At 62.4% G+C, this 20,088-nt stretch carries 18 protein-coding genes; 8 read left to right on the top strand and 10 right to left on the bottom strand.

Going from position 1 to position 20,088, the window contains the following annotated elements:
- Positions 1-39 precede the first annotated feature (39 nt).
- Positions 40-375: a hypothetical protein gene (locus tag KI237_RS11785; RefSeq protein WP_212799945.1), complete on the bottom strand. Its 336-nt coding sequence runs from the start codon at positions 373-375 to the stop codon at positions 40-42.
- Between the two features lie 247 nt (positions 376-622).
- On the opposite strand from KI237_RS11785, the gene KI237_RS11780 reads away from it, so the two are divergent.
- Positions 623-1,279 carry a polysaccharide lyase family 7 protein gene (locus tag KI237_RS11780; RefSeq protein WP_212799944.1) on the top strand — a complete coding sequence of 219 codons (657 nt, stop codon included), beginning with the start codon at positions 623-625 and terminating at the stop codon, positions 1,277-1,279.
- An 18-nt stretch (positions 1,280-1,297) separates the two neighbouring features.
- On the opposite strand, the gene KI237_RS11775 is transcribed toward KI237_RS11780, so the two are convergent.
- The 3 genes from KI237_RS11775 to KI237_RS11765 form a co-directional block, all read right to left on the bottom strand.
- Positions 1,298-2,530 carry a nucleoside permease gene (locus KI237_RS11775; RefSeq protein ID WP_212799943.1) on the bottom strand — a complete coding sequence of 411 codons (1,233 nt, stop codon included), beginning with the start codon at positions 2,528-2,530 and terminating at the stop codon, positions 1,298-1,300.
- A 204-nt stretch (positions 2,531-2,734) separates the two neighbouring features.
- Positions 2,735-3,847 (bottom strand): sugar phosphate isomerase/epimerase family protein, encoded by a 1,113-nt coding sequence (locus KI237_RS11770; protein ID WP_212799942.1) that lies wholly within the window; start codon positions 3,845-3,847, stop codon positions 2,735-2,737.
- Complete coding sequence (locus KI237_RS11765) at positions 3,811-4,986, bottom strand: Gfo/Idh/MocA family protein (RefSeq protein ID WP_212799941.1); 1,176 nt, start codon at positions 4,984-4,986, stop codon at positions 3,811-3,813. Before KI237_RS11765 ends, KI237_RS11770 begins: the two co-directional genes overlap by 37 nt.
- Positions 4,987-5,154: 168 nt before the next feature.
- Here KI237_RS11765 and KI237_RS11760 point away from each other — a divergent pair, with 168 nt between their 5' ends.
- From KI237_RS11760 to KI237_RS11745, 4 genes are all read left to right on the top strand, one after another.
- Positions 5,155-6,153 carry a LacI family DNA-binding transcriptional regulator gene (locus tag KI237_RS11760; RefSeq protein ID WP_212799940.1) on the top strand — a complete coding sequence of 333 codons (999 nt, stop codon included), beginning with the start codon at positions 5,155-5,157 and terminating at the stop codon, positions 6,151-6,153.
- 132 nt (positions 6,154-6,285) lie between these two features.
- The gene (locus KI237_RS11755; RefSeq protein WP_212799939.1) at positions 6,286-7,236 is read left to right on the top strand and encodes a TAXI family TRAP transporter solute-binding subunit; all 951 of its coding nucleotides are present in this window, start codon (positions 6,286-6,288) and stop codon (positions 7,234-7,236) included.
- Between the two features lie 79 nt (positions 7,237-7,315).
- Positions 7,316-9,343: a TRAP transporter permease gene (locus KI237_RS11750; RefSeq protein ID WP_212799938.1), complete on the top strand. Its 2,028-nt coding sequence runs from the start codon at positions 7,316-7,318 to the stop codon at positions 9,341-9,343.
- Complete coding sequence (locus tag KI237_RS11745; RefSeq protein ID WP_212799937.1) at positions 9,340-9,726, top strand: DUF1850 domain-containing protein; 387 nt, start codon at positions 9,340-9,342, stop codon at positions 9,724-9,726. Before KI237_RS11750 ends, KI237_RS11745 begins: the two co-directional genes overlap by 4 nt.
- A 214-nt stretch (positions 9,727-9,940) precedes the next feature.
- On the opposite strand, the gene KI237_RS11740 is transcribed toward KI237_RS11745, so the two are convergent.
- Together KI237_RS11740 and KI237_RS11735 are read right to left on the bottom strand one after the other, a co-directional pair.
- On the bottom strand, positions 9,941-11,032 hold the full coding sequence (locus KI237_RS11740; RefSeq protein ID WP_212799936.1) for an SMP-30/gluconolactonase/LRE family protein: 1,092 nt from the start codon (positions 11,030-11,032) through the stop codon (positions 9,941-9,943).
- A 96-nt stretch (positions 11,033-11,128) separates the two neighbouring features.
- Positions 11,129-12,256 carry a sensor histidine kinase gene (locus KI237_RS11735; RefSeq protein WP_212799935.1) on the bottom strand — a complete coding sequence of 376 codons (1,128 nt, stop codon included), beginning with the start codon at positions 12,254-12,256 and terminating at the stop codon, positions 11,129-11,131.
- Positions 12,257-12,498: 242 nt separating this feature from the next.
- Between KI237_RS11735 and KI237_RS11730 the strand changes: the two genes are divergently transcribed.
- Both KI237_RS11730 and KI237_RS11725 read left to right on the top strand, forming a co-directional pair.
- Positions 12,499-13,464, top strand: coding sequence for an EamA family transporter (locus KI237_RS11730; protein WP_212799934.1), 966 nt, complete (start codon positions 12,499-12,501; stop codon positions 13,462-13,464).
- Between the two features lie 218 nt (positions 13,465-13,682).
- The gene (locus KI237_RS11725) at positions 13,683-14,543 is read left to right on the top strand and encodes a CAP domain-containing protein (protein WP_212799933.1); all 861 of its coding nucleotides are present in this window, start codon (positions 13,683-13,685) and stop codon (positions 14,541-14,543) included.
- 67 nt (positions 14,544-14,610) lie between these two features.
- On the opposite strand, the gene KI237_RS11720 is transcribed toward KI237_RS11725, so the two are convergent.
- The 4 genes from KI237_RS11720 to ggt all read right to left on the bottom strand — a co-directional run bounded on the left by KI237_RS11720 (position 14,611) and on the right by ggt (position 19,049).
- Positions 14,611-15,243: a Vgb family protein gene (locus tag KI237_RS11720; protein ID WP_212799932.1), complete on the bottom strand. Its 633-nt coding sequence runs from the start codon at positions 15,241-15,243 to the stop codon at positions 14,611-14,613.
- A 34-nt stretch (positions 15,244-15,277) separates the two neighbouring features.
- Positions 15,278-16,507, bottom strand: coding sequence for a helix-turn-helix domain-containing protein (locus KI237_RS11715; protein ID WP_212799931.1), 1,230 nt, complete (start codon positions 16,505-16,507; stop codon positions 15,278-15,280).
- A 166-nt stretch (positions 16,508-16,673) separates the two neighbouring features.
- On the bottom strand, positions 16,674-17,207 hold the full coding sequence (locus KI237_RS11710) for a cysteine hydrolase family protein (RefSeq protein WP_212799930.1): 534 nt from the start codon (positions 17,205-17,207) through the stop codon (positions 16,674-16,676).
- A gap of 114 nt (positions 17,208-17,321) precedes the next feature.
- The gene (gene ggt, locus KI237_RS11705; protein ID WP_212799929.1) at positions 17,322-19,049 is read right to left on the bottom strand and encodes a gamma-glutamyltransferase; all 1,728 of its coding nucleotides are present in this window, start codon (positions 19,047-19,049) and stop codon (positions 17,322-17,324) included.
- Positions 19,050-19,213: 164 nt separating this feature from the next.
- Here ggt and KI237_RS11700 point away from each other — a divergent pair, with 164 nt between their 5' ends.
- Positions 19,214-19,648 (top strand): GNAT family N-acetyltransferase, encoded by a 435-nt coding sequence (locus KI237_RS11700; protein ID WP_212799928.1) that lies wholly within the window; start codon positions 19,214-19,216, stop codon positions 19,646-19,648.
- Positions 19,649-20,088 lie beyond the last annotated feature (440 nt).

The raw sequence follows: 20,088 nt of genomic DNA, 5'->3' as shown, positions 1-20,088 counted from the left end.
GCCTTCAAAACAGATTGGCTCACCTACCTTAAAGCACGTTTACTGAACGCTTTTCAGCTTAACCACATCACCGGACACCGAGGTGGTGTAGCCGGTCAGGACCCAGGCCCAGAACCAGTTTTCCTGGACTTGGGTGTTGATCATGGCGTCGCCGCCCTTGGCCTTGATCGCTGCGTCCTGGGCACGCACGAAACGGTTGTTCTGGCGAATCGGGATAACGCCAAACAGCAGCAGGCCGGTGGCTTTTGCTTCGCTGTGGCCGACAACGGTGTATTGGCTGCTGTCGTATTGCTGGGTTTTCATCGGGGTGCCGGTGCAACCCGCCAGGGCCAGGCCAAACAGTGCGCAGGCGACAACTTTGCTGATGTGATTCATTGAATACTCCATGAGAAAACGCCCGGGATCCATCTCTCGGGCGGCGCGTACTCTAACCGATCAGCGTCAAATTGACATTATCCTGCGCAGCCAGCGAAACCGGCTGCGAGGCTCAAAGCAGAGCCATCCGTCAGATGCGCCTCCAGCAGAACCCTCCCCCGTCGATAAGCTGAAAACAGCGCCATGGACGGCCCTCGCATACCCCGGCTGAACGCCTACGAGCATCAGCCAGCCAGAGCTAACAACCATGATCGACCTGACTGTCTGGAACCTCACCCTGCCTATACAAACCCCGGCCCTGACCGTTGCGACCAAGGCCGTTCCAACGCTGCGCAACCCGTACTTCACCAACACGGGCGACAAAATCGTGTTCTGGGCACCGGTGACAGGTTCTCACACGGGCAAAAGCGAATACCCCCGTTCTGAGCTACGGGAAACCTCGAAAGACGGCCAGTTGCGCAACTGGCGTTACAACAGTGGCGTCAACAGCCTCAAGGGCACGCTGTCAGTGAACCAGGTGCCTTCCGAGGGTCGTGTGGTGGTGGCACAGATCCACGCCAAGGACGCCCCCGCGCCTTTGTTGAAGCTGGTGTACCGCTACGCCAAGGGCACCGGCAACATTGACGTGGAGTATCGAGTCAAACCCAAGGACCTGAAGAGCCCGGTGATCTTCAGCGTGCCAAACATGCCACTGAACAAGGTCTTCACCTACTCCTTGCAGATGGACAAACAGGGCAGCCTGACGGTGCTGATCAATAACCTTGGCAAGCCAGTGAAACTGGACCCGTCCTGGTATGGCTACAACTTCTATTTCAAGGCCGGCGTCTACACCCTGGACAACGTCGGCTATTCCAACGAAGGCGGGAAAGTGACCTACACCAAACTGGACGTCAGCCACAAATGACTGACGCCCAGCCCTGCTTCAGGCCTTTGACGGCGCGGCGAGCGCCTGCTGGCCGCGGAAGGTAAACAGGAAGCAGACGAACACCAGCAGCGCGAAACCGGCCGGGAACAGCCAGATGCTCTGCCAGTCATGACCGCCAGCCACGACAAAGCGATCGGTCACCTGCCCCGCCACCCAGAAGCCAATCAGCATCCCCACACCATAGGTCGCCAGAGTAATCAGGCCCTGGGCCGAACTGCGAAAGCGCTCCGGTGCCTTGGCGTCGGTGTAGATCTGCCCCGAGACAAAAAAGAAGTCGTAGCAGATGCCGTGCAGGGCAATACCGGTGAACAGCATGAACGCCAGGTCACCGTTATTGCCGTAGGCGAACAACAGGTAGCGCAGCGCCCACGCCAACATGCCCACCAGCAGCGCCAGCTTGATGCCGAAGCGCTGGATGAACAGCGGCAACAGCAGCATGAACAACACTTCCGAGACTTGCCCGATGGCCATCTTCGCGGTCGGGTTGGTCATGCCGGTTTCGGCCAGGAACGGGTTGGCATTCTGGTAATAAAAGGCCAAGGGAATGCAAATCAGGATCGAGGCGATGAAGAACACCAGGTAGCTGCGATCATTCAACAGCCCCAACGCGTCCAGCCCCAGCAATTGCTTGACGCCACCCGCGCTCGCCTGTTCCTTGAGCGGCGCCGTGGCCGGCAGCGTGAAGCTGTAGAGCCCCAGCACCAGGGAAGCAACGGCCGCCATCAGGAACGTATTGCGCAAGCCGCCTGCCGAGATCGCTTCACGCGAATCCCAGGCGAATACGAAGCTGATCACCACGCCGGCGACGATCCAGCCAACGGTGCCCCACACCCGGATGCGCGAGAACTCCAGCGCCGGATCGCGCATCTGCCGGAACGCCACGGAATTGACCAGGGCCAGCGTCGGCATATAGACCACCATGTACACCAGCACATACGGGTAGAACACGCTGAAATCCGCCGCCGAATACAGCTGATACAGCAACACCGCGCCGAGCAGGTGCAGCACCGCGAGGATGCGTTCGGCGTTGAAGTAGCGGTCAGCGATCAGGCCGATGACGAACGGCGCAATGATCGCGCCCCACGACTGCGTGGAAAACGCCATGCCGATCTGCCCGCCACTGGCGCCCAGGGTGCTGGACAGAAAAGTGCCGAGGGTGACGAACCAGCCACCCCAGATAAAGAACTGCAGGAACATCATCACGCTCAGGCGTGCGTTCATCGTGGTCATGACAGTCACCGTTTTATTGTTGTTCTTGTGAAAAAGAAAAAACGCATCGCTTTTGTGGCAAAGGGATTGACCTCCACTGTGGGAGCAAGGCTTGCCCGCGATGGCCGCGCCACGGTCTAACCGTTGAACCGCGTTTTCGTTCATCGCGGGCGAGCCTTGCTCCCACAATGGGTTTGCTCGCCACAGCGTTTTGGGTTGGGCCGGTTACCTCAACAACCCCAGCAACCGCCGATTGGAAACCTCATCCGCCGTCACGCTGGCGAAATCGTCGAACGCCTTGCCGGTCTTGCTGATCATGTGTCGCTGGATGAACGCCGCCCCTTCTGCGGCGCCCTGTTGCGAATCCTTCAAGCAACATTCCCATTCCAGAACCGCCCAACCGCTGAAATCGTATTGGGTCAGCTTGCTGAAGATCGATTTGAAATCGATCTGCCCATCCCCCAGCGAGCGGAACCGCCCGGGGCGATCGACCCAGCCCTGGTAGCCGCCGTACACACCGGAGCGGGCATCGGGACGGAACTCGGCGTCCTTGACGTGGAACATGCGGATGCGCGCGTGGTAGCGGTCGATGAAACCCAGGTAGTCCATCTGTTGCAGCAGCAAATGGCTGGGGTCGTAGAGGATCGCCGCCCGTGGGTGGTGATCGACCGCCTGCAGGAAGCGCTCGAACGAGGCGCCGTCGTGGAGGTCTTCACCGGGGTGGATTTCGTAGCACAGGTCCACGCCGGCCGCGTCGAAGCAGTCGAGAATCGGCAACCAGCGTCGGGCCAGTTCGGCGAAACCTTGCTCCACCAGGCCCGCCGGGCGCTGGGGCCAGGGGTAGAGATACGGCCACAGCAGCGCGCCGGAAAACGTCGCATGGGCCTTGAGCCCCAACCGCTGGCTGGCGCGGGCAGCCAGCTTGAGTTGCTCGATCGCCCACTCGGTCCGCGCCTGGGGCTGGCCGCGCAGATGGGCTGGGGCGAAGTCGTCGAACAGCGCGTCGAACGCCGGGTGCACCGCCACCAACTGGCCTTGCAGGTGCGTCGATAACTCGCTGATCTCAACGCCAGCCTGGGCACAGGTGGCCTTGAGTTCATCGCAATAATCCTGGCTCTCGGCGGCCCGGGCCAAGTCGATGTATTGGGTGCCCGATGTCGGCAGTTGAATGGCTTTGTAGCCTTGTGAAGCAGCCCACCGGGCGATGTTGGCCAAGGTGTCGAACGGGGCTTCGGCGGACATGAACTGCGCCAGGAAAATGCCTGGGCCGCGCAGGCCGCTCGGTGTTTGGTCGGGGGTATTCACAATAGGGATGCTCCGGTTTGCACGGTGGTCCATTTCGCGTCGCCACGGTGGTTGAGGATGGCGGCCTCGATGAACGCCATGCCCCGCAAGCCGGTCTCGATGCCAGGAACGCCTGGGGCGTCAGGGCCTTCGCCATGGCTGCGAATGGCGTGGGCGAAATCGCCGTAGAGGTTGGCCATGGCTTCCAGGTAGCCCTCGGGATGCCCGGCCGGCAGGCGCATGCGCCGGGTGGCCGCCGCGCACAGCCACGGCTGGCCGACACCGCTACGCAAAATGCGCAGGGGCTGGTCAAAGGCGCGATGGATCAGGCTCGCCGGTTCTTCCTGGCGCCACTCCAAAGCGCCCTTGTCGCCGTAGACGCGAATCTTCAACGGGTTCTCTTCGCCGGTGCAGACCTGGCTTGCGATCAACGCACCACTGGCGCCGCCCGCCATCTTGAACAGCATCGCAACGTCATCATCCAATTGCCGCCCCGGGACATGCGTGCCCAATGCGGCGCATAGCTGCTGGATGGGTTGGTCCGCGACGAACTCGGCCAGGGAAAACGCATGGGTGCCAATATCGCCGATGCAACCGCCCAGGCCGGACTGCAAGGGGTCGTCGCGCCACTCGGCCTGTTTGTTGCCTTGGGCCGCGACATCCTGGCTGAGCCAGCCTTGGGGGTACTCGACCAGCACTTTGCGCACCTGGCCGATCACGCCCGAGCGCACCATCTCCCGGGCCTGCCATACCATGGGATAGCCCAGGTAGGTGTGGGCCAGGCCGTAGAGGCAACGGCTGCCTTGCAGCACGTCCCTGAGGGCCAGCAACTCGTTGAGGTCCAGCGCGGCGGGTTTCTCGCTGAACACGTGGAAACCGGCTTTCAAGGCCTGGCTGGCAATGGGTGCATGGAGGTGATTGGGCGTGACGATCACCAGCAGTTCCATGCGCTGATCAAGCGGCAGCAGCGCTTCGGTGTCGAGCATGTGCTGCCAGTCGTGGTAGCAACGGGACGCAGCCAGGCCCAGGGCCGCCCCGGTCTGCCGAGTGTTGTGAGGGTCGCGGCTGAACGCGCCGCACACCAGTTCGTAACCGCCGTCCAGGCCCGCGGCCTGACGGTGGGCCTGGCCGATGAAAGCGCCCTCTCCACCGCCGACGAAGCCCATTCTTATTTTCGGTGCTACAGGATTCATCGCGATTGCCTTCCTGTCTGGATGGTGATGTAACCGGTTACATCATGGCGGAAATCTAGGCTCAGTTTGCCTGCGTGTCAAACCCCATGAGGTCACGCATGAACATGTGTGAGGCGCTCAACCTGCGGTAAGCTCCCCCACCGTAGCCCCTGCCCCCCCGAGGTGATTTTGTCCAACATTCGTGAAGTGGCCCGGCTGGCCGGTGTTTCGGTGGCCACGGTGTCCAGAACGCTGAAATCGCCCGAACGGGTGCTCCCCCAGACGCGGGACAAGGTCAACGCGGCGGTGGAACAGGCCGGCTATCGGCCCAACCTGATGGCGGTGCAATTTCGCTCCCGCCGCACCGGCAACCTGGTGATCCTGGTGCCAACCATCGCCAACACGTTTTTCGCCCGGGTCATCAGTGGGGCGCAGCAGGCTGCGCAGGCAGCGGGCTATCGATTGCTGCTGTGCGACACCCAGGGCCGGGCGCAGATCGAGCGGGAATTCGCCGCCCTGGTCTACGCCCACCAGGCCGACGGGGTGATCCAGCTGCGCGCCAGCGATCCTTTCGAATCGATGCCCACAGGTGCCGAAAGCCTGCCGCTGGTCAACGCCTGCGAAGTGGTCAAGCATGCGCCCTACCCGACCATCAGCCTCGACAACCGGGCCGCCGCCAAAGCCATGACCGAGCACCTGATCGGCCTCGGCCACCGCCGCATCGGCATCATCAAGGGACCGCGCAGCAGTCCCCTGACCCTCGACCGTGTAGCTGGCTATCAGGATGCCCTGCACCAGGCCGGCATCGCCGTCGACCCCAGCCTGATCTGTCATGGCGACTTCACCTTGAAGGCCGGCGATGACGGCGCTGGCGCGATGCTGGAACGGGCCGACCGCCCCAGCGCGCTGTTTTGTGAAAACGACGAGATGGCCATCGGTGCGCTCAGGCGCATCAAGCAAATGGGCCTGCGAGTGCCGGAGGATATTTCCCTGGTGGGGTTTGACGACATCCCGTTCGCCGCCTACTGCGACCCGCCCCTAACCACCATTTCCCAGCCTGCCGAAATATTTGGGCAAAAAGCGGTGGAGATGCTGATCGCCGTGATCGAGAAGCAGCCGATTGCCGAACGGCATGTGGTGTTGCCGTTCGAGCTGACGGTGCGTGGCAGTACCGCTCCCCTGGCATAACAAGGCACCTGTGGCGAGGGGATTTATCCCCTCGCCACAAAACCTCCTGACCACGGCTTTACTCGCCATCACCCATGTTTCGACTACAGTGGAAGAACTCTGCATAAAGCCATAACAAGACGGAGAGTTCCCATGCGAGTCAACAAGCGCTTCACCCTCCTGGCCGCCGCAGCCGCCCTGGCAGTGACGACCGCAGCCCAGGCAGCCCCGGTGTACATCAATATCCTGACCGGGGGCACCAGCGGGGTTTATTACCCTATCGGGGTCGGGCTTTCACAGATCTACAGCACCGGCATCCAGGACGCCAAGACGTCGGTGCAGGCCACCAAGGCCTCGGTGGAAAACCTGAATCTGTTGCAAGCCGGACGCGGGGAGCTGGCCCTGGCCTTGGGCGATTCGGTGGCGGACGCCAAGAACGGCGTGGAAGACGCTGGCTTCAAGGCACCATTGACCAAGCTGCGCGCCATCGCCGGCGCCTACCCCAACTACATCCAGATCGTCGCCAGCCAGGAGTCCGGCATCAAGACCCTGGCGGACCTCAAGGGCAAGACCGTTTCCGTTGGCGCGGCGAAATCGGGCACCGAACTCAATGCCCGGGCGATCTTCAAGGCTGCGGGGCTGACCTACCAGGACATGAAGGTCCAGTACCTGCCATTCGCCGAATCGGTGGACTTGATCAAGAACCGCCAACTGGACGCCACGCTTCAATCCTCGGGGCTTGGAATGGCAGCCATTCGTGACCTGGCCTCGACCATGGCGCTGAACTACGTATCGGTCCCCACCGATGTGGTGGAGAAAATCGGCAACCCGGCGTACCAGGGAGCAATGATTCCGGCCAATACCTACGACGGCCAAACCGAAGCCGTACCGACCGTGGCCATCACCAACATCCTGGTCACCCGCGAGGATGTCCCGGATGAGGTCGCCTACCAAATGACCAAGTTGCTGTTCGAGAACCTCACTCGCCTGGGCACCTCCCATGCCGCAGCCAAGGACATCAACCTGAAAAACGCTGCGAAGAACCTGCCGATCGCGCTCCACCCCGGTGCTGAGCGCTACTACAAGGAAGTGGGGGCGCTGTAGCCCGATGCAGGTCAACAGCGCTCGACGTCGTTGACCTCGTATTTGCACCCCTTGAATGTGAACAGAAGGCAGGCACCTCATGAGTGAAGACCAGCACGGCATCGCCACGGACCCGCGAAACTGGCCCAAGACATTGTTCTACGTGGCCTTGCTGTTTTCCGTGTTTCAGATCGTCACCGCCGCGTTTTCTCCGGTCTCCAGCATCGTGCTGCGGGCGGTGCATGTCGGCTTCCTGCTGTGGGTGGTGTTTCTCAGCTACCCGGCCTATGGCAAGCAACGCCCCTTGCAACCGTTGGCTTGGGTATTGAGCCTGGGGGCCGTGGCGACGGCCCTTTATCAATGGGTCTTCGAAGCCGACCTGATCCAGCGTTCTGGCGACCTGACCACCGCCGACATGATCGTCGGTGTGGTCCTGATCGTGCTGGTCTTCGAAGCCGCGCGGCGGGTGATGGGCATCGCCCTGCCAATCATTTGCGGCCTGTTCCTGGCCTATGGCCTGTTCGGTGAATATTTGCCCGGCGACCTGGCCCATCGCGGTTATGGCGTCGATCAAATCATCAACCAACTGTCGTTCGGCACCGAAGGGCTGTACGGCACGCCAACCTACGTGTCGGCCACGTATATCTTCCTGTTCATCCTGTTCGGCGCCTTCCTGGAAAAGGCCGGCATGATCAAGCTGTTCACCGACTTCGCCATGGGCCTGTTCGGCCACAAGCTGGGTGGGCCGGCCAAGGTGTCGGTGGTGTCATCGGCGTTGATGGGCACCATCACCGGCTCGGGCATCGCCAACGTGGTCACCACCGGGCAATTCACTATCCCGCTGATGAAGCGCTTCGGCTACAAGGCGGCGTTTGCCGGCGGTGTGGAAGCCACCTCCAGCATGGGCAGCCAGATCATGCCGCCGGTGATGGGCGCCGTGGCCTTCATCATGGCCGAAACCATCAATGTGCCGTTCGTTGAAATCGCCAAGGCGGCGCTGATCCCCGCCTGCCTGTACTTCGCCTCAGTGTTCTGGATGGTTCACCTGGAGGCCAAGCGCTCCGATCTCAAGGGCCTGCCCAAGGACCAATGCCCCAGCGCCTGGGGCGCGGTCAAGCAAAGCTGGTATCTGCTGATCCCCCTTGGGGTGTTGGTCTACCTGCTGTTCTCCGGGCGTACACCGCTGTTTTCCGGCATGGTCGGCCTGGCGTTGACGGCCATCGTGATTCTTGGTTCGGCGATCATTCTCAAGGTCTCGAGCTACGCGTTGCGCTGTGCCTTCTGGATCGCCTTGGGGCTGCTCTGCGTGGGGTTTTTCCGGTTGGGCATCGGAGTCGTCTTTGCCGTGGTCGGGGTGTTGGTGGTGGCCTGCTGGTTCATGCAAGGCACACGGGAAACCCTCGTCATCTGCCTGCATGCGTTGGTAGATGGCGCGCGTCATGCCGTTCCAGTGGGGATCGCCTGCGCCTTGGTGGGCAGCATCATCGCGGTGGTTTCGTTGACCGGCGTGGCTTCCACTTTTGCCGGCTACATCCTCGCCATCGGCAGGGACAACCTGCTGCTGTCGCTGATCCTCACCATGCTCACCTGCCTGGTGCTGGGCATGGGCATCCCGACCATTCCCAACTACATCATCACCAGCTCGATCGCCGCCCCGGCCCTGCTGGAACTGGGCGTGCCGCTGATCGTGTCGCACATGTTCGTGTTCTATTTCGGCATTCTGGCCGACCTTACGCCTCCAGTGGCGCTGGCCTGTTTCGCCGCCGCGCCCATTGCCCGGGAAAGTGGCCTGAAGATCAGCTTCTGGGCGGTGCGCATTGCCCTCGCCGGCTTCATCATCCCGTTCATGACCGTCTATAACCCGGCGCTGATGCTCCAGGGCGACAACCTATGGATGACGGCGTACATGCTGATCAAGACGTTGCTGGCTGTCGGGCTCTGGGGGATGGCATCCACCGGTTACCTGCAACGGAAAATGCCGGTTTGGGAACGCCTGCTGTGCTTTGCCGCCGGCGCGTTGCTGGTGGTTGCACTGCCCCTGACCGATGAGATCGGCTTCGTGTTAGGTGGGCTGCTGATCTTCCAACATGTCTGGCGCTCGCGACGGGCCGGGCGGGCCCTGGCATGATTGGGCTGTGCCTGGGCCTGTCCGGCGTGGTCTGGGCCCAGCTTGCCGTTGCCGATTTCACCCTGGCGTGGAACCACACCGTCGAGAAAATCCGCTGGGAGGAAGACTATCGCGTCAGCGAACAGGGCCTGGTCCTGGGCGAGGCCAGGGTCAAGGGCAATGGTGCAGGCATGGAGATTCCCGATAACGCCCGGCTGGAGAATGGCAGTTGGCACTATCAACGCCAGATGCCGCCCCTGCAGCTGCTGAAACTGGGCCGTACGCCGCAGGCCGGCGACTATCAATTGTGTTTCGATGGCGGTTGCCAGCCGATGAGCCATTGGCTGGGGCCACCGACATCACGTCAACCGACGGTGGAGCTGTGGGGTTGCGGACAGTCCTGACCCCATCAGAAAACACAGAACATCCGTGGCCAGCGATTGCTCCCGCTGGCGCGCCCTGTAGGAGCTGTGTAGGAGCTGTCGAGTGCAACGAGGCTGCGATCTTTCCCCAGACACTTGAATCTCAAGTGAAAGATCAAGATCAAAAGATCGCAGGCTTCGCCAGCTCCTACAGAGCCCAGCAGGAACAACTCCTCACCACAGCAGAACCGTTCACTCAGGCAAACGTCGCCCCTCGGGTATTCACGAACAGCGAATACAGCGAGTGGCTGCCAGCCATGAACAACCGATTGCCTTCCCGGCCGCCGAAGCAGATGTTGGGGCAGCGCTCCGGCAGGGAGATGTGCCCGATGGCCTTGCCTTCGGGGTTGAACACCCGCACGCCGTCGAGCTTTTCCAGGTCGGCCTTGGGGTCGCCATTGCCGCCCCACCCGCACCACAGGTTGCCGCTTTCATCGCATTTGATCCCGTCGATCGCCGCGTAATCCAGGCCTTCAATGTGCTTGCGCCGCTCGCCTAGCGTGCCGTCGTCCTTGACCGCGATTGCCCAGATCAAGCGGTTGGGCTTGGCGCGGCCTTCGACCACATAGAGGGTTTTCTCGTCCGGAGAAAAACACAGCCCGTTCGGCCCCGCCAGGTCGTCGATCACCCGGCTGACCTTGCCGGTTTCGCCGTCGATTCGATACACCGCATGGGGCTGGACAGGCGTGACTTTGTGCCCCTCATAGTTGTTGCCGGTCTGGAACGGTGGGTCGGTGAACCAGACCGAACCGTCGCGCTTGCAAACGATGTCATTGGGCGAGTTGAAAGGCTTGCCCTCAAAACTGTCCGCCAGCACCGTGATGCTGCCGTTGTGCTCGGTGCGGGTGATGCGCCGGCCCTCGCTGGAAGTGGTGGAGCCTTCGCACACCAGCAGCCGGCCCTGGCGATCGCGGCACATGCCATTGGAGAAATTGGCATTCTCGCGGTACACCGACAGGCCACCGGTAATTTCATCCCAGCGCACGATGCGGTTGTTGGGAATGTCACTGACCAGCAGGTAACGACCGTCACCGACCCACACCGGTCCTTCCGCCCAACGCAGGCCGGTGGCGAGTTTCTCCACGCTGGCGTTGAAGAGGCGCAAGTCCATGAAGCTGGGGTCAAGGATATTGATCAGCGGGTCCGGGTAACGCTGGCTCAAGGGCTCGGCCTGGGCGAGCCCCGGCAGGTTGCCAAGGGCGGCGGCGGCGGCCGAGACCACCAGCGACTGTTTCAGGAAAACCCGGCGGCCCTGATTGGCGGCGGTTGCAGATTGCGAAGCATCCATCGTGCGTCTCCGTTAATTATTATTGGACGGGACGACAGTTTTACTCCGTGATAAGACATCGTACAAGTGTACAAACCCACTCGTCCGGACAATCGATCAGTCCGGATGCAGCGGTATACGAACGGTAAAGGTCGTGCCGACTCGCGCCGTCGAATGGACCTCGATGGTGCCCTTGTGGGCCGATACGATTGCCAGGGCGATGTGCAGGCCCAGTCCGAGCCCGGCCGTGGAGCCGTACTGCTCACCGCTACGCAGGTGCCGGATCATCGGGTTGAAAATACTGGCAATGGCACCTTTCTCGATAGGCGTGCCCTGGTTGTTGATCGCGACCACGGCCATGTCTTTTTCAACGCTCAACGAAACGGTCACCGGCTTGCCTGCGGCGCCATGCTGGACGGCATTGCCGATCAGGTTGGCGAATACCTGCTCCATGCGCGCCGGATCAAAAAAAACCTCCAGGGCCCCAGTCGTTTCAAAGAGGATTTCGCTTTCCGGGTGATAGGCCCGCGCCTCCTCCACCATGCCTTCACAGGCGGCCACCAGATCGCCGTTGAAGCGCTGCACTGGAATGCCCGAGCCGAGTTGGGTACGGGTGAAATCCAGCAGATCGCCGACGATTTTGTTGGCCCGCTTGACGCTGGTGTAGATGCGCGAAGTGATCTTGGTGGCTTTGGCGGGCAGGTCCCCCGCCCGCAGCAGCACTTCGGAACTCAGCAGGATCGCGCCCAAGGGGCTGCGCAAGTCATGCCCGAGAATCCCGAGAAAGATGTTGCGCGACGCATCCACTGCCCCCGAGTAACTGACGACGGACTCGGCCAAGGCCTGGTCCATGGCCTCGTTGAATCGAATCAGATCATCCATGACCTGTTTGTGATCCAGCTGGGTATGCGGCATCCAGAGCAGCAGCACGCTGGTGCGCAGGGCCCGGTATTCGGAAACCATTTGCTCCACGGTAAAACCCGAAGACTGGCGGATGACCGCATGGGTTTCAGCAGCGGTTTCGGCATCCGTCACCGGCGCCTCCCCGTGGGATTTGGCAATCTGTTCCTTGCGCGTTTGCGAGGTGCGCAGGTCAGCGGCGATGGTGCGCAGCATTTGCTCGGCATGGTCGCGCAGGGCCACGGAATCCATGCCAATGGAGGCGGGAGTGATGGTTTTGGCGAAGTCTTCCCACGCCTGAAGAATCGGCTCGATATTGTCGAGAATGAAATCAGCCAGGCGCATGAGTGGTTCCGCTAGAAGGGCAATGCTGTAAACCACACAGCGGCCAGGCTGTTGTACAGCAAAGCGCTGGGCAATGTGCGCAGTCTTGCAAGGTCGCCCCGCCGGTATAACAAGCCGTGCGGGCTACGGACCTTGTCTCTTGCCACCCTATGGGGTAAAAACCTTTATGTTGTACGACAACCTATAACTAAAAATAGCTGATCCGGGGCCTTTTGCCTTGGCAGCCCTTCGAGACCCCTGCCATGACTCGCCCCATCGCTGCACCTGACAACCCCACGCCGTTACCCCGCCACCTCGCGGTGCTCGTCCTGCTGTGCATGGGCTGCGCCTTCGCTGGCAACCATGTCGCCGCACGGGCCGCATTCGATGACGGTGCCGGCGTGCTACTGGCGATCCTGCTGCGCTCGGGCGGGACGCTGCTGGTGTTGGCTGCGATGGTGCTCTGGCAGCGACAGAGCCTGCGCCTGCCGTCCGGTGCGTGGCGCTGGCAATTGACCCTGGGGCTGTTGATCGGCGCCCAAAGCCTGTGCCTGTACTCCGCCGTGGCGCGGGTGCCGGTAGCGTTGGCGCTATTGGTGGGCAACGTGTTTCCGATCTTGCTGGCCTTGCTGACCTGGGCGCTGGGCGGCCCCCGCCCGACGGCGCGTACTGCCGCGTTGATGGGCATGATCCTGGTGGGCCTGGTATTCGTGCTGGAAGTGCCGGCACGGTTATCGTCCGGGCAGGACGTCGGCCCGCAATGGCTACTTGGGGTGGGCCTGGCCTTCTGCGCCGCATGCGTCTTTGCCTGTGCACTGTGGATCACCGATCACAAGTTGTCCCAAGTGCGCGGCTCGGTACGCAGCCTGCTGACGATTTTCATCGTCTTTAGCAGCGTCAACCTCGCCGGCCTGACCGGCGCCCTCCCCGGCGGTTTCGACCTGCCGGCCAGCAGCACCGGCTGGCTTGCCCTGGCGACCCTGGTGGTGCTCTATGGCACCGGCTTCATCGTGCTGTTCATTTCCGTGCCCCGCCTGGACATGCCACGCAACGCCCCGGTGATGAACATCGAACCGCTGGCCACGCTGCTGATTGGCTGGCTGGTGCTGGACCAGATGCTCAACCCGGGCCAGGTCATGGGCGGCGCGATTGTGGTGGCCGGGATCGTGTTGCTGACCTATCGCAAGGTTGAACGGGTCAAGGCGCCTGTGGCTGAAACGGCGAATTGAACTGATTGACCACTCTTGTGGCGACGTTTCGCTAAATCCCCTCGCCACAAGAGTGTTGTGCCAGCCCACAGATAGTCTTCGCCTTCCTGAAACTTGTTTCCAAACCCACAGTCCTAGCCCAGCCGTGAAAACCTCGTTGACCTGCAGCGACGGACTTTCCAGCTGATCGGCGCCAAGCCTGGCGCCATGGCAACTCCCCTTCTTGAGCCGTTCGCCCCATGCGCCACCCTGTTCGCTCTTGCCGTTTCGTTTCGCTGTGCCTGCTTGCCCTGTTTCCCTTGTTCGCCAGCCCTGCCCATGCCCGCGGCGAAAGGCAACTGGTGGAGGCCATCAACGACTTCCGTAGCCAATCGCGCCGCTGTGAATGGCGCACGGTGCGGGCCACCCAGCCACTGGTGCTGCGTTCGAGCCTGGGCTTGCCGATCGGCTTTCGCGGTGGCCTGCGGGATACCTTGAAAGACGCCGGCTATCAAGCCCGGGCCGTGCGCAGCATCCGCCTGACCGACGCGCGGGACGCCGAAGAAGCTTTTGACACGCTGGCCGATGAACATTGCGCAGCGCTGCTGGACAACCAGTACGCCGACATCGGCGTCAATCGAGTCGGCGATGAATGGCGCGTGGTGCTGGCGCAGCCCATGGGCGGCACGCGGATGGGCGATGAAGGTGCGGCGGACAAGGCACTGCTGGCCCAAGTCAACGCCGCCAGGGCCAAGTCGCGGATGTGCGGGCGCCAGCGCTTCGCGGCGGCTCGGCCCCTGAGCTGGAACGCCGCGTTGGGAACCGCCGCCCAAGGCCACAGCCGGTCGATGGCCCGCGACAATTATTTTGCCCATCGCGACCCGGACGGTCGCTCCACCTCCGATCGGGCCAAGAGCGCCGGCTTTCAAGGACGTAAATTGGGCGAGAACATCGCCGCCGGCCAACGTTCGCCAAGCCAAGCCATGCAAGACTGGCTGGCCAGCCCTGGGCACTGCGCTAACCTGATGAACCCGATGTTCACTCAAATGGGCGCAGCTTCGGCCAGCGATTCGCGCAGCGATGCGGGGGTGTACTGGACAATGGTGCTAGGCGCACCGTGATCCGTGGCGAGGGGATTTACCCCCTCGCCACAACAGCAGTGGCTCAGAAGCGGAGTTCGACCAGTGCTCACGCCGGCCGACGCACCGCTCTCACCTTGCCACTGCCACCGCCACCACAGAAAAACTGGTCCGCGCCATCGGACTCCAGCCCCGACACCCCTATGCCCGGCGGCATCGTCACGCTTTCCAGCACTTGCCCCGTCTGCGAATCGATACGTCGCAGGTCACTCTCGTCATCCTCCCAAGTGCCATGCCAAAGTTCTCCATCGACCCAGGTCACGCCCGTGACGAAGCGGTTGGACTCGATGGTGCGCAAGACACTTCCGTCGACGGGGTCGATCTGCAGGATCTTGCGCGCCTTGTACTGACCGACCCAGAGCGATCCTTCGGCCCACGCCAGGCCTGAATCGTCACCGCTGTTGGGGGCTGGAATCGTCGCCAGGACCTGGCCGGTGCGCGGATCGATCTTGCGGATGCTGTCGCCAGCGATCTGGAAAAGATGCTCGCCGTCGAACGCCGTGCCCGCATTCGCCGGGACATCGAACGATTGCACAGCCTGGCCGCTGGCGGGATCGAGTGCGTGCAGCTTGTCGCCTGACGCGAACCAGACGCGCTCACCGTCATGGCTCACGCCGTGCACGCAATCGACGCCCGGGAACGGGCCGTATTCACGCAGTATCTGTGCTTCTGAACGTTTCATCTCACTCGCCTCATCGGTGGGGTTCGAGTGCATCCTAGCCATCGGATGGCAGCGCCGTGAGTAACAATACCGTCGCGAATCCAGGCATGGGTGGCGCCATCCAGCGCCGGGCCCTGGTGCGCCCGAAGGACTGCGCCTTACCGGCGGCGGCCAGCGTTTCCAAGGCGCGCTGTACGCTGCGCTGACTGATGTCCAAAGCCAGCGCCAGGGCCGAGCTGGACCAGGCTTCGCCGTCGGCCAACAGCGCCAGCACCGCCCCGTAGGGCTCCTCGACGGCTCGCGCCAGCACCACGACCTCGTCGGCATGCCGCGGCATCAAGGTAAAACCGCGCGGGGTGGCCTTCACCTCCGCCAAGGGGCGAAGCATGGCCCGCAACCGGCCCATCTCGACCCGCAGCCGGGCGCGGTGGGAATCATCGGTGAGTTTCAACCCAAAGGCCTGGACCATGAGCGTTTCCCTCGACACATCGCCGGGCCAGACTTGCGCCAGTCCTCGTGCCAGGGCGAACAACACCGGGCGCCGGGCAAGGTTGACCTGGACCCCAGCGCCACTGACCCCATGGCGGCACGCGTCCACCACCAACGCCGTCCCGGCCAACAGGGCTTGCACCTCTTCCAGCACAAGCAAGTGTTCCTCGCCTCGGGCGATCAGGCGCGCCGCGGGGGTGCGCAGCAATCGCCAGGCGTTTTCAATCTCGGCGGTCAGCGCACCGATTCCCGCCTGCCGTGCGGCTTGCCCGGCCCGTTCGAGCGCAGCGCGAGCGACCTGCGTTTGCAACCGCCGCATGGCGATCCCCGCGACCACTAATTCGCAAGCCGCCCGTGATGCAAGGGGCAAGCAGGCAAGGTCCAATTCGACAAGTTTGCGCTCGGCCTCCTCGAGTCGACCGATCAACAACAGGCGGCGGATTTCAATCGTGCGGGCATGTCCTACGTTGGCCCGATCGCCGTGGGTCTCGAGCACCGCCCGCGCGGCGTCGAGGCGCCTCATCGGCCACGCCAGGTCACGGGACGCCAGGGCGATCTCGCCTTCGGCGATCACACAGCGCGCTCGCGCCATGGCCTCCCTGGGCCCGAAGGCCGCACCCGCCCGACGCATCAGCGCACTGGCCTTGGCCAGATCCCCCAACTGCGCCATGGCAATGCCACGAAGCGCGAGGGCCGGGGCATCGGTGCGCAGCGCGACGCGATTGAGCGCCGCCACGGGATCCCCCGCTGCCAATGCTCGCGCTGCCGTGGCGATCAGAGGGTCCGTTGTCGTCACCCGTTTTTTCCCTCTAGTGAGCGGATTTATTCGTAGTGAGGGTGTTCATTCATAGTGAGGGCATTTACCTGTGGCGAGGGGATTTATCCCCTCGCCACAGGTAATTCTTCTCACCATAGATATTCCCCTCGCCACAGGACTGACGTGACGTTTCATGGGTTTCGGGTCAGAGGCGGATGTCAGCAGCCGGCACCACGTCGATCCGCGATACCGCACTGCTCAGCCGCCCCAGCCGATTGTTGTGATTGGCGATGATCTGCTCGGCCGCCATGCTGCCGTTGTCCACCGTGGAGTGGGCATCGGCCGCCAAAACCACGTCGTACCCCAGAGCATGGGCCTGGCGCACGGTGGCGTTGACGCAACAGTCGGTTTGCAGCCCGCAGATCACCAGGCGGTCGATCCCACGGGCCTGCAACAACGGTTGCAGGTCGGTCTGGTAGAAGGCATCGGGGGTGGTCTTGCGCACCCGCAGGTCATCGGCAGCGGTCAACAGGTCGTCGGCCAGTTGCCAAGCGGCAGAACCATACGTCAGCGAACCTTCCAACTCTTCGTGCTGGATCAGGATCACCGTCAAGCCCAGGGCCCGGGTTTTGGCCGCCAGGTTGTTGATGGTCCGGATGATGCGTTGGCTGTCGAAGCACTCCTCTTCGCCTGAGCACAGCGCATCCTGGACATCGATGATCAGCAATGCGGTGTTCATATTTTCCTCTTCGCAACGGTATTGGACGCTTAAGCCATGCAGGCGCTGTCGAGCGAAGCGAGGCTACGATCGCCGGCCCGAAAGATCGCAGCCTTCGCCAGCGCCAACAGCGGATTAATAACCCAGCGACAACCCCGTGTTGCGACGGGGGTCGTTGGCACCATAGAAGCGGTTCTTGCCGACCGGTTTGCCACCCAATGACGGCGCACCGACCAGGATCGCGGCAATGTGGTTGGGGTCCTGCGGGCCGGCAAACTTGTGCCCCCAGCTCTCCAGCAGCTTCTGGGTATCCGGGCTGGCCGCAAAGGTCTCCAGGTTGGTTTGCTCCGGCATCCACTGCTGGTGGAAACGCGGCGCATCAACAGCCTCCTGGAGGTTCATGCCGTAGTCGATCACATTAAGGATCGTCAGCAACGTCGCGGTGATGATCCGGCTGCCGCCCGGGGTGCCCACCACCATGACCGTCTTGCCGTCCTTGGTGACGATGGTCGGGCTCATGGATGACAGCGGCGCCTTGCCCGGCGCGATGGCGTTGGCCTCGCCCTGCACCAGGCCATACATGTTGGGCACGCCGACCTTGGCGGTGAAGTCGTCCATCTCGTCGTTGAGTATCACCCCAGTCTTGCTCGCCATGACGCCGGCACCGAACCAGTCGTTGAGGGTGTAGGTGACCGAAACGGCGTTGCCCCACTGGTCGACGATGGAGTAATGGGTGGTGTTGCTGCCCTCATGGGGCGCCACGCCGGGCTTGATCTTCTGCGAGTCGCCGGCCTTTTGCGGCTCAATGGCGGCGCGCAGTTTGGCGGCGTAGTTTTTATCCAGCAGATGGTCGATGGGATTCTTCACGAAGTCCGGGTCACCCAGATAGCTGTTGCGGTCCACGTAGGCGTGGCGCATGGCTTCGATCTGGTAGTGCATGCCCTGGGCCGAATGGAACCCCAGGTCCTTCATCGGATAGCCATCGAGGATGTTCATGATCTGGCACAGCACCACCCCGCCGGAACTGGGCGGCGGCGCCGAGATGATGTGGTAGCCGCGGTAGTCGCACTCCACCGGGGCCAGCTCGCGGGTCTTGTACTTGTCCAGGTCGGCCTGGGTGATGATGCCTTTGTTGGCCTGGCTGGAGGTGACCAGGGCATCGGCGACCCAGCCTTTGTAGAAGCCGTCGGCGCCCTTGGCGGAGATTTCCCGCAGGGTCTTGGCGAGGTCTTTTTGTACCAGTTTCTGGCCGACCTGCATGGGCTCGCCGTTGTGCAGGAAGATCGCCCCAGAGTCGCGCATGTCCTTCTTGAACACATCGGTGGCGGTTTCCAGCAAATCGACATCGCCCTGCTCCAGGGTGAAGCCTTGCTCGGCGAACTCGATGGCCGGGGCGATCAGTTCCGCCCGGGGCTTGCTGCCGTACTTGGCCAGCGCCAATTCCATGCCGGACACGGTGCCGGGTACGCCCACCGCCAGGTGTCCGCGGGTGCTGAGGTCGGGAACGACGTTGCCGTCCTTGTCCAGGTACATGTTGGCGGTGGCGGCCAGGGGGGCTTTTTCGCGAAAATCCAGGAATGTCTTGCGGCCGTCCGCCATTTGCAGGGTCATGAACCCCCCGCCGCCCAGATTACCCGCCGCCGGATACACCACCGCCAGGGCGTATCCCACCGCCACCGCCGCATCCACGGCGTTGCCGCCATTCTTGAGCACGTCAACACCCACATGAGTCGCCAGGTGCTGGGCGGTGACCACCATACCGTTCTCGGCAGCCACTGGCGCCTGGGAGGCGGCGTACGCCGATAAACATCCGAGGGTCAATGACGTAGCGATGAGGGTCCGGGCTAAGGATTCGAACTTCATGAGTCGGTCTCTTCTTGTTCTAAGGATCGGGGATCGCTTCAAGAGCATTAGGCAGTATGGCCCGGTTTGCGGAATGCGCCTGTCAGCCGTCGGCTGGGTTACGGCAACGTCCCCTTTGCGATAGGCTCGTGCGGTTGATTTTTTACTGAATAAGGACATCGCCGATGACACTGCGAATCGAACGCACGGACACGCCCACCGACGAAGAACGCCAGGCCATTCTCGCTCCGCTACGGGCCTATAACACGGCCAAGACCGGCGGAACGGTGCCTGAACTGGTGGCGTGGCTGGTGCGCGATGAACACAGCAACGAAATAGTCGGCGGGCTCTACGGGCGCGTATTTTTCCGCTGGTTTTACATCGAGCTGCTGGTAGTGCCGGAACAGGCCCGGGGCCAAGGCACAGGCTCGACGTTGGTAAGGATGGCCGAAGAGCTGGCCCGGGAGAAAAACTGCGTGGGCATCTGGCTGGACACCTTCGACTTCCAGGCGCCGGCGTTCTATAGGAAACACGGCTTCACGGAAATCGGCCAGATCGACGACTACCCACCAGGCCACCAGCACTTCTTCTTCCAGAAGCGCCTGGCTCCGGCTGACTAAACCCCACCCCCCGTGGGAGCGAGCTTGCTCGCGATAGCCATCTAACAGTCAACATTTCTGTCGCCTGCCCCACCGCCATCGCGAGCAAGCTCGCTCCCACAGGGGACTTGCGGTGGTTGACCCTTTTTCGGCCACGCCGGATCTGTGTGGGAGCTTGCTCGCGATAGTCATCTAATAGTCAACATTTCTGTCGCCTGCCCCACCGCCATCGCGAGCAAGCTCGCTCCCACAGGGGACTTGCGGTGGTTGACCCTTTTTCGGCCACGCCGGATCTGTGTGGGAGCTTGCTCGCGATAGTCATCTAACAGTGAACATTTCTGTCGCCTGCCCCACCGCCATCGCGAGCAAGCTCGCTCCCACAGGGGACTTGCGGTGGTTGACCCTTTTTCGGCCACGCCGGACCTGTGTGGGAGCTTGCTCGCGATAGCCATTTAACAGTG

Source organism: Pseudomonas sp. St316, assembly GCF_018325905.1.
GTDB lineage: Bacteria > Pseudomonadota > Gammaproteobacteria > Pseudomonadales > Pseudomonadaceae > Aquipseudomonas.
Note: the sequence above shows the minus strand (reverse complement) of the source record. Positions and strands in the feature narration are given on the sequence as shown.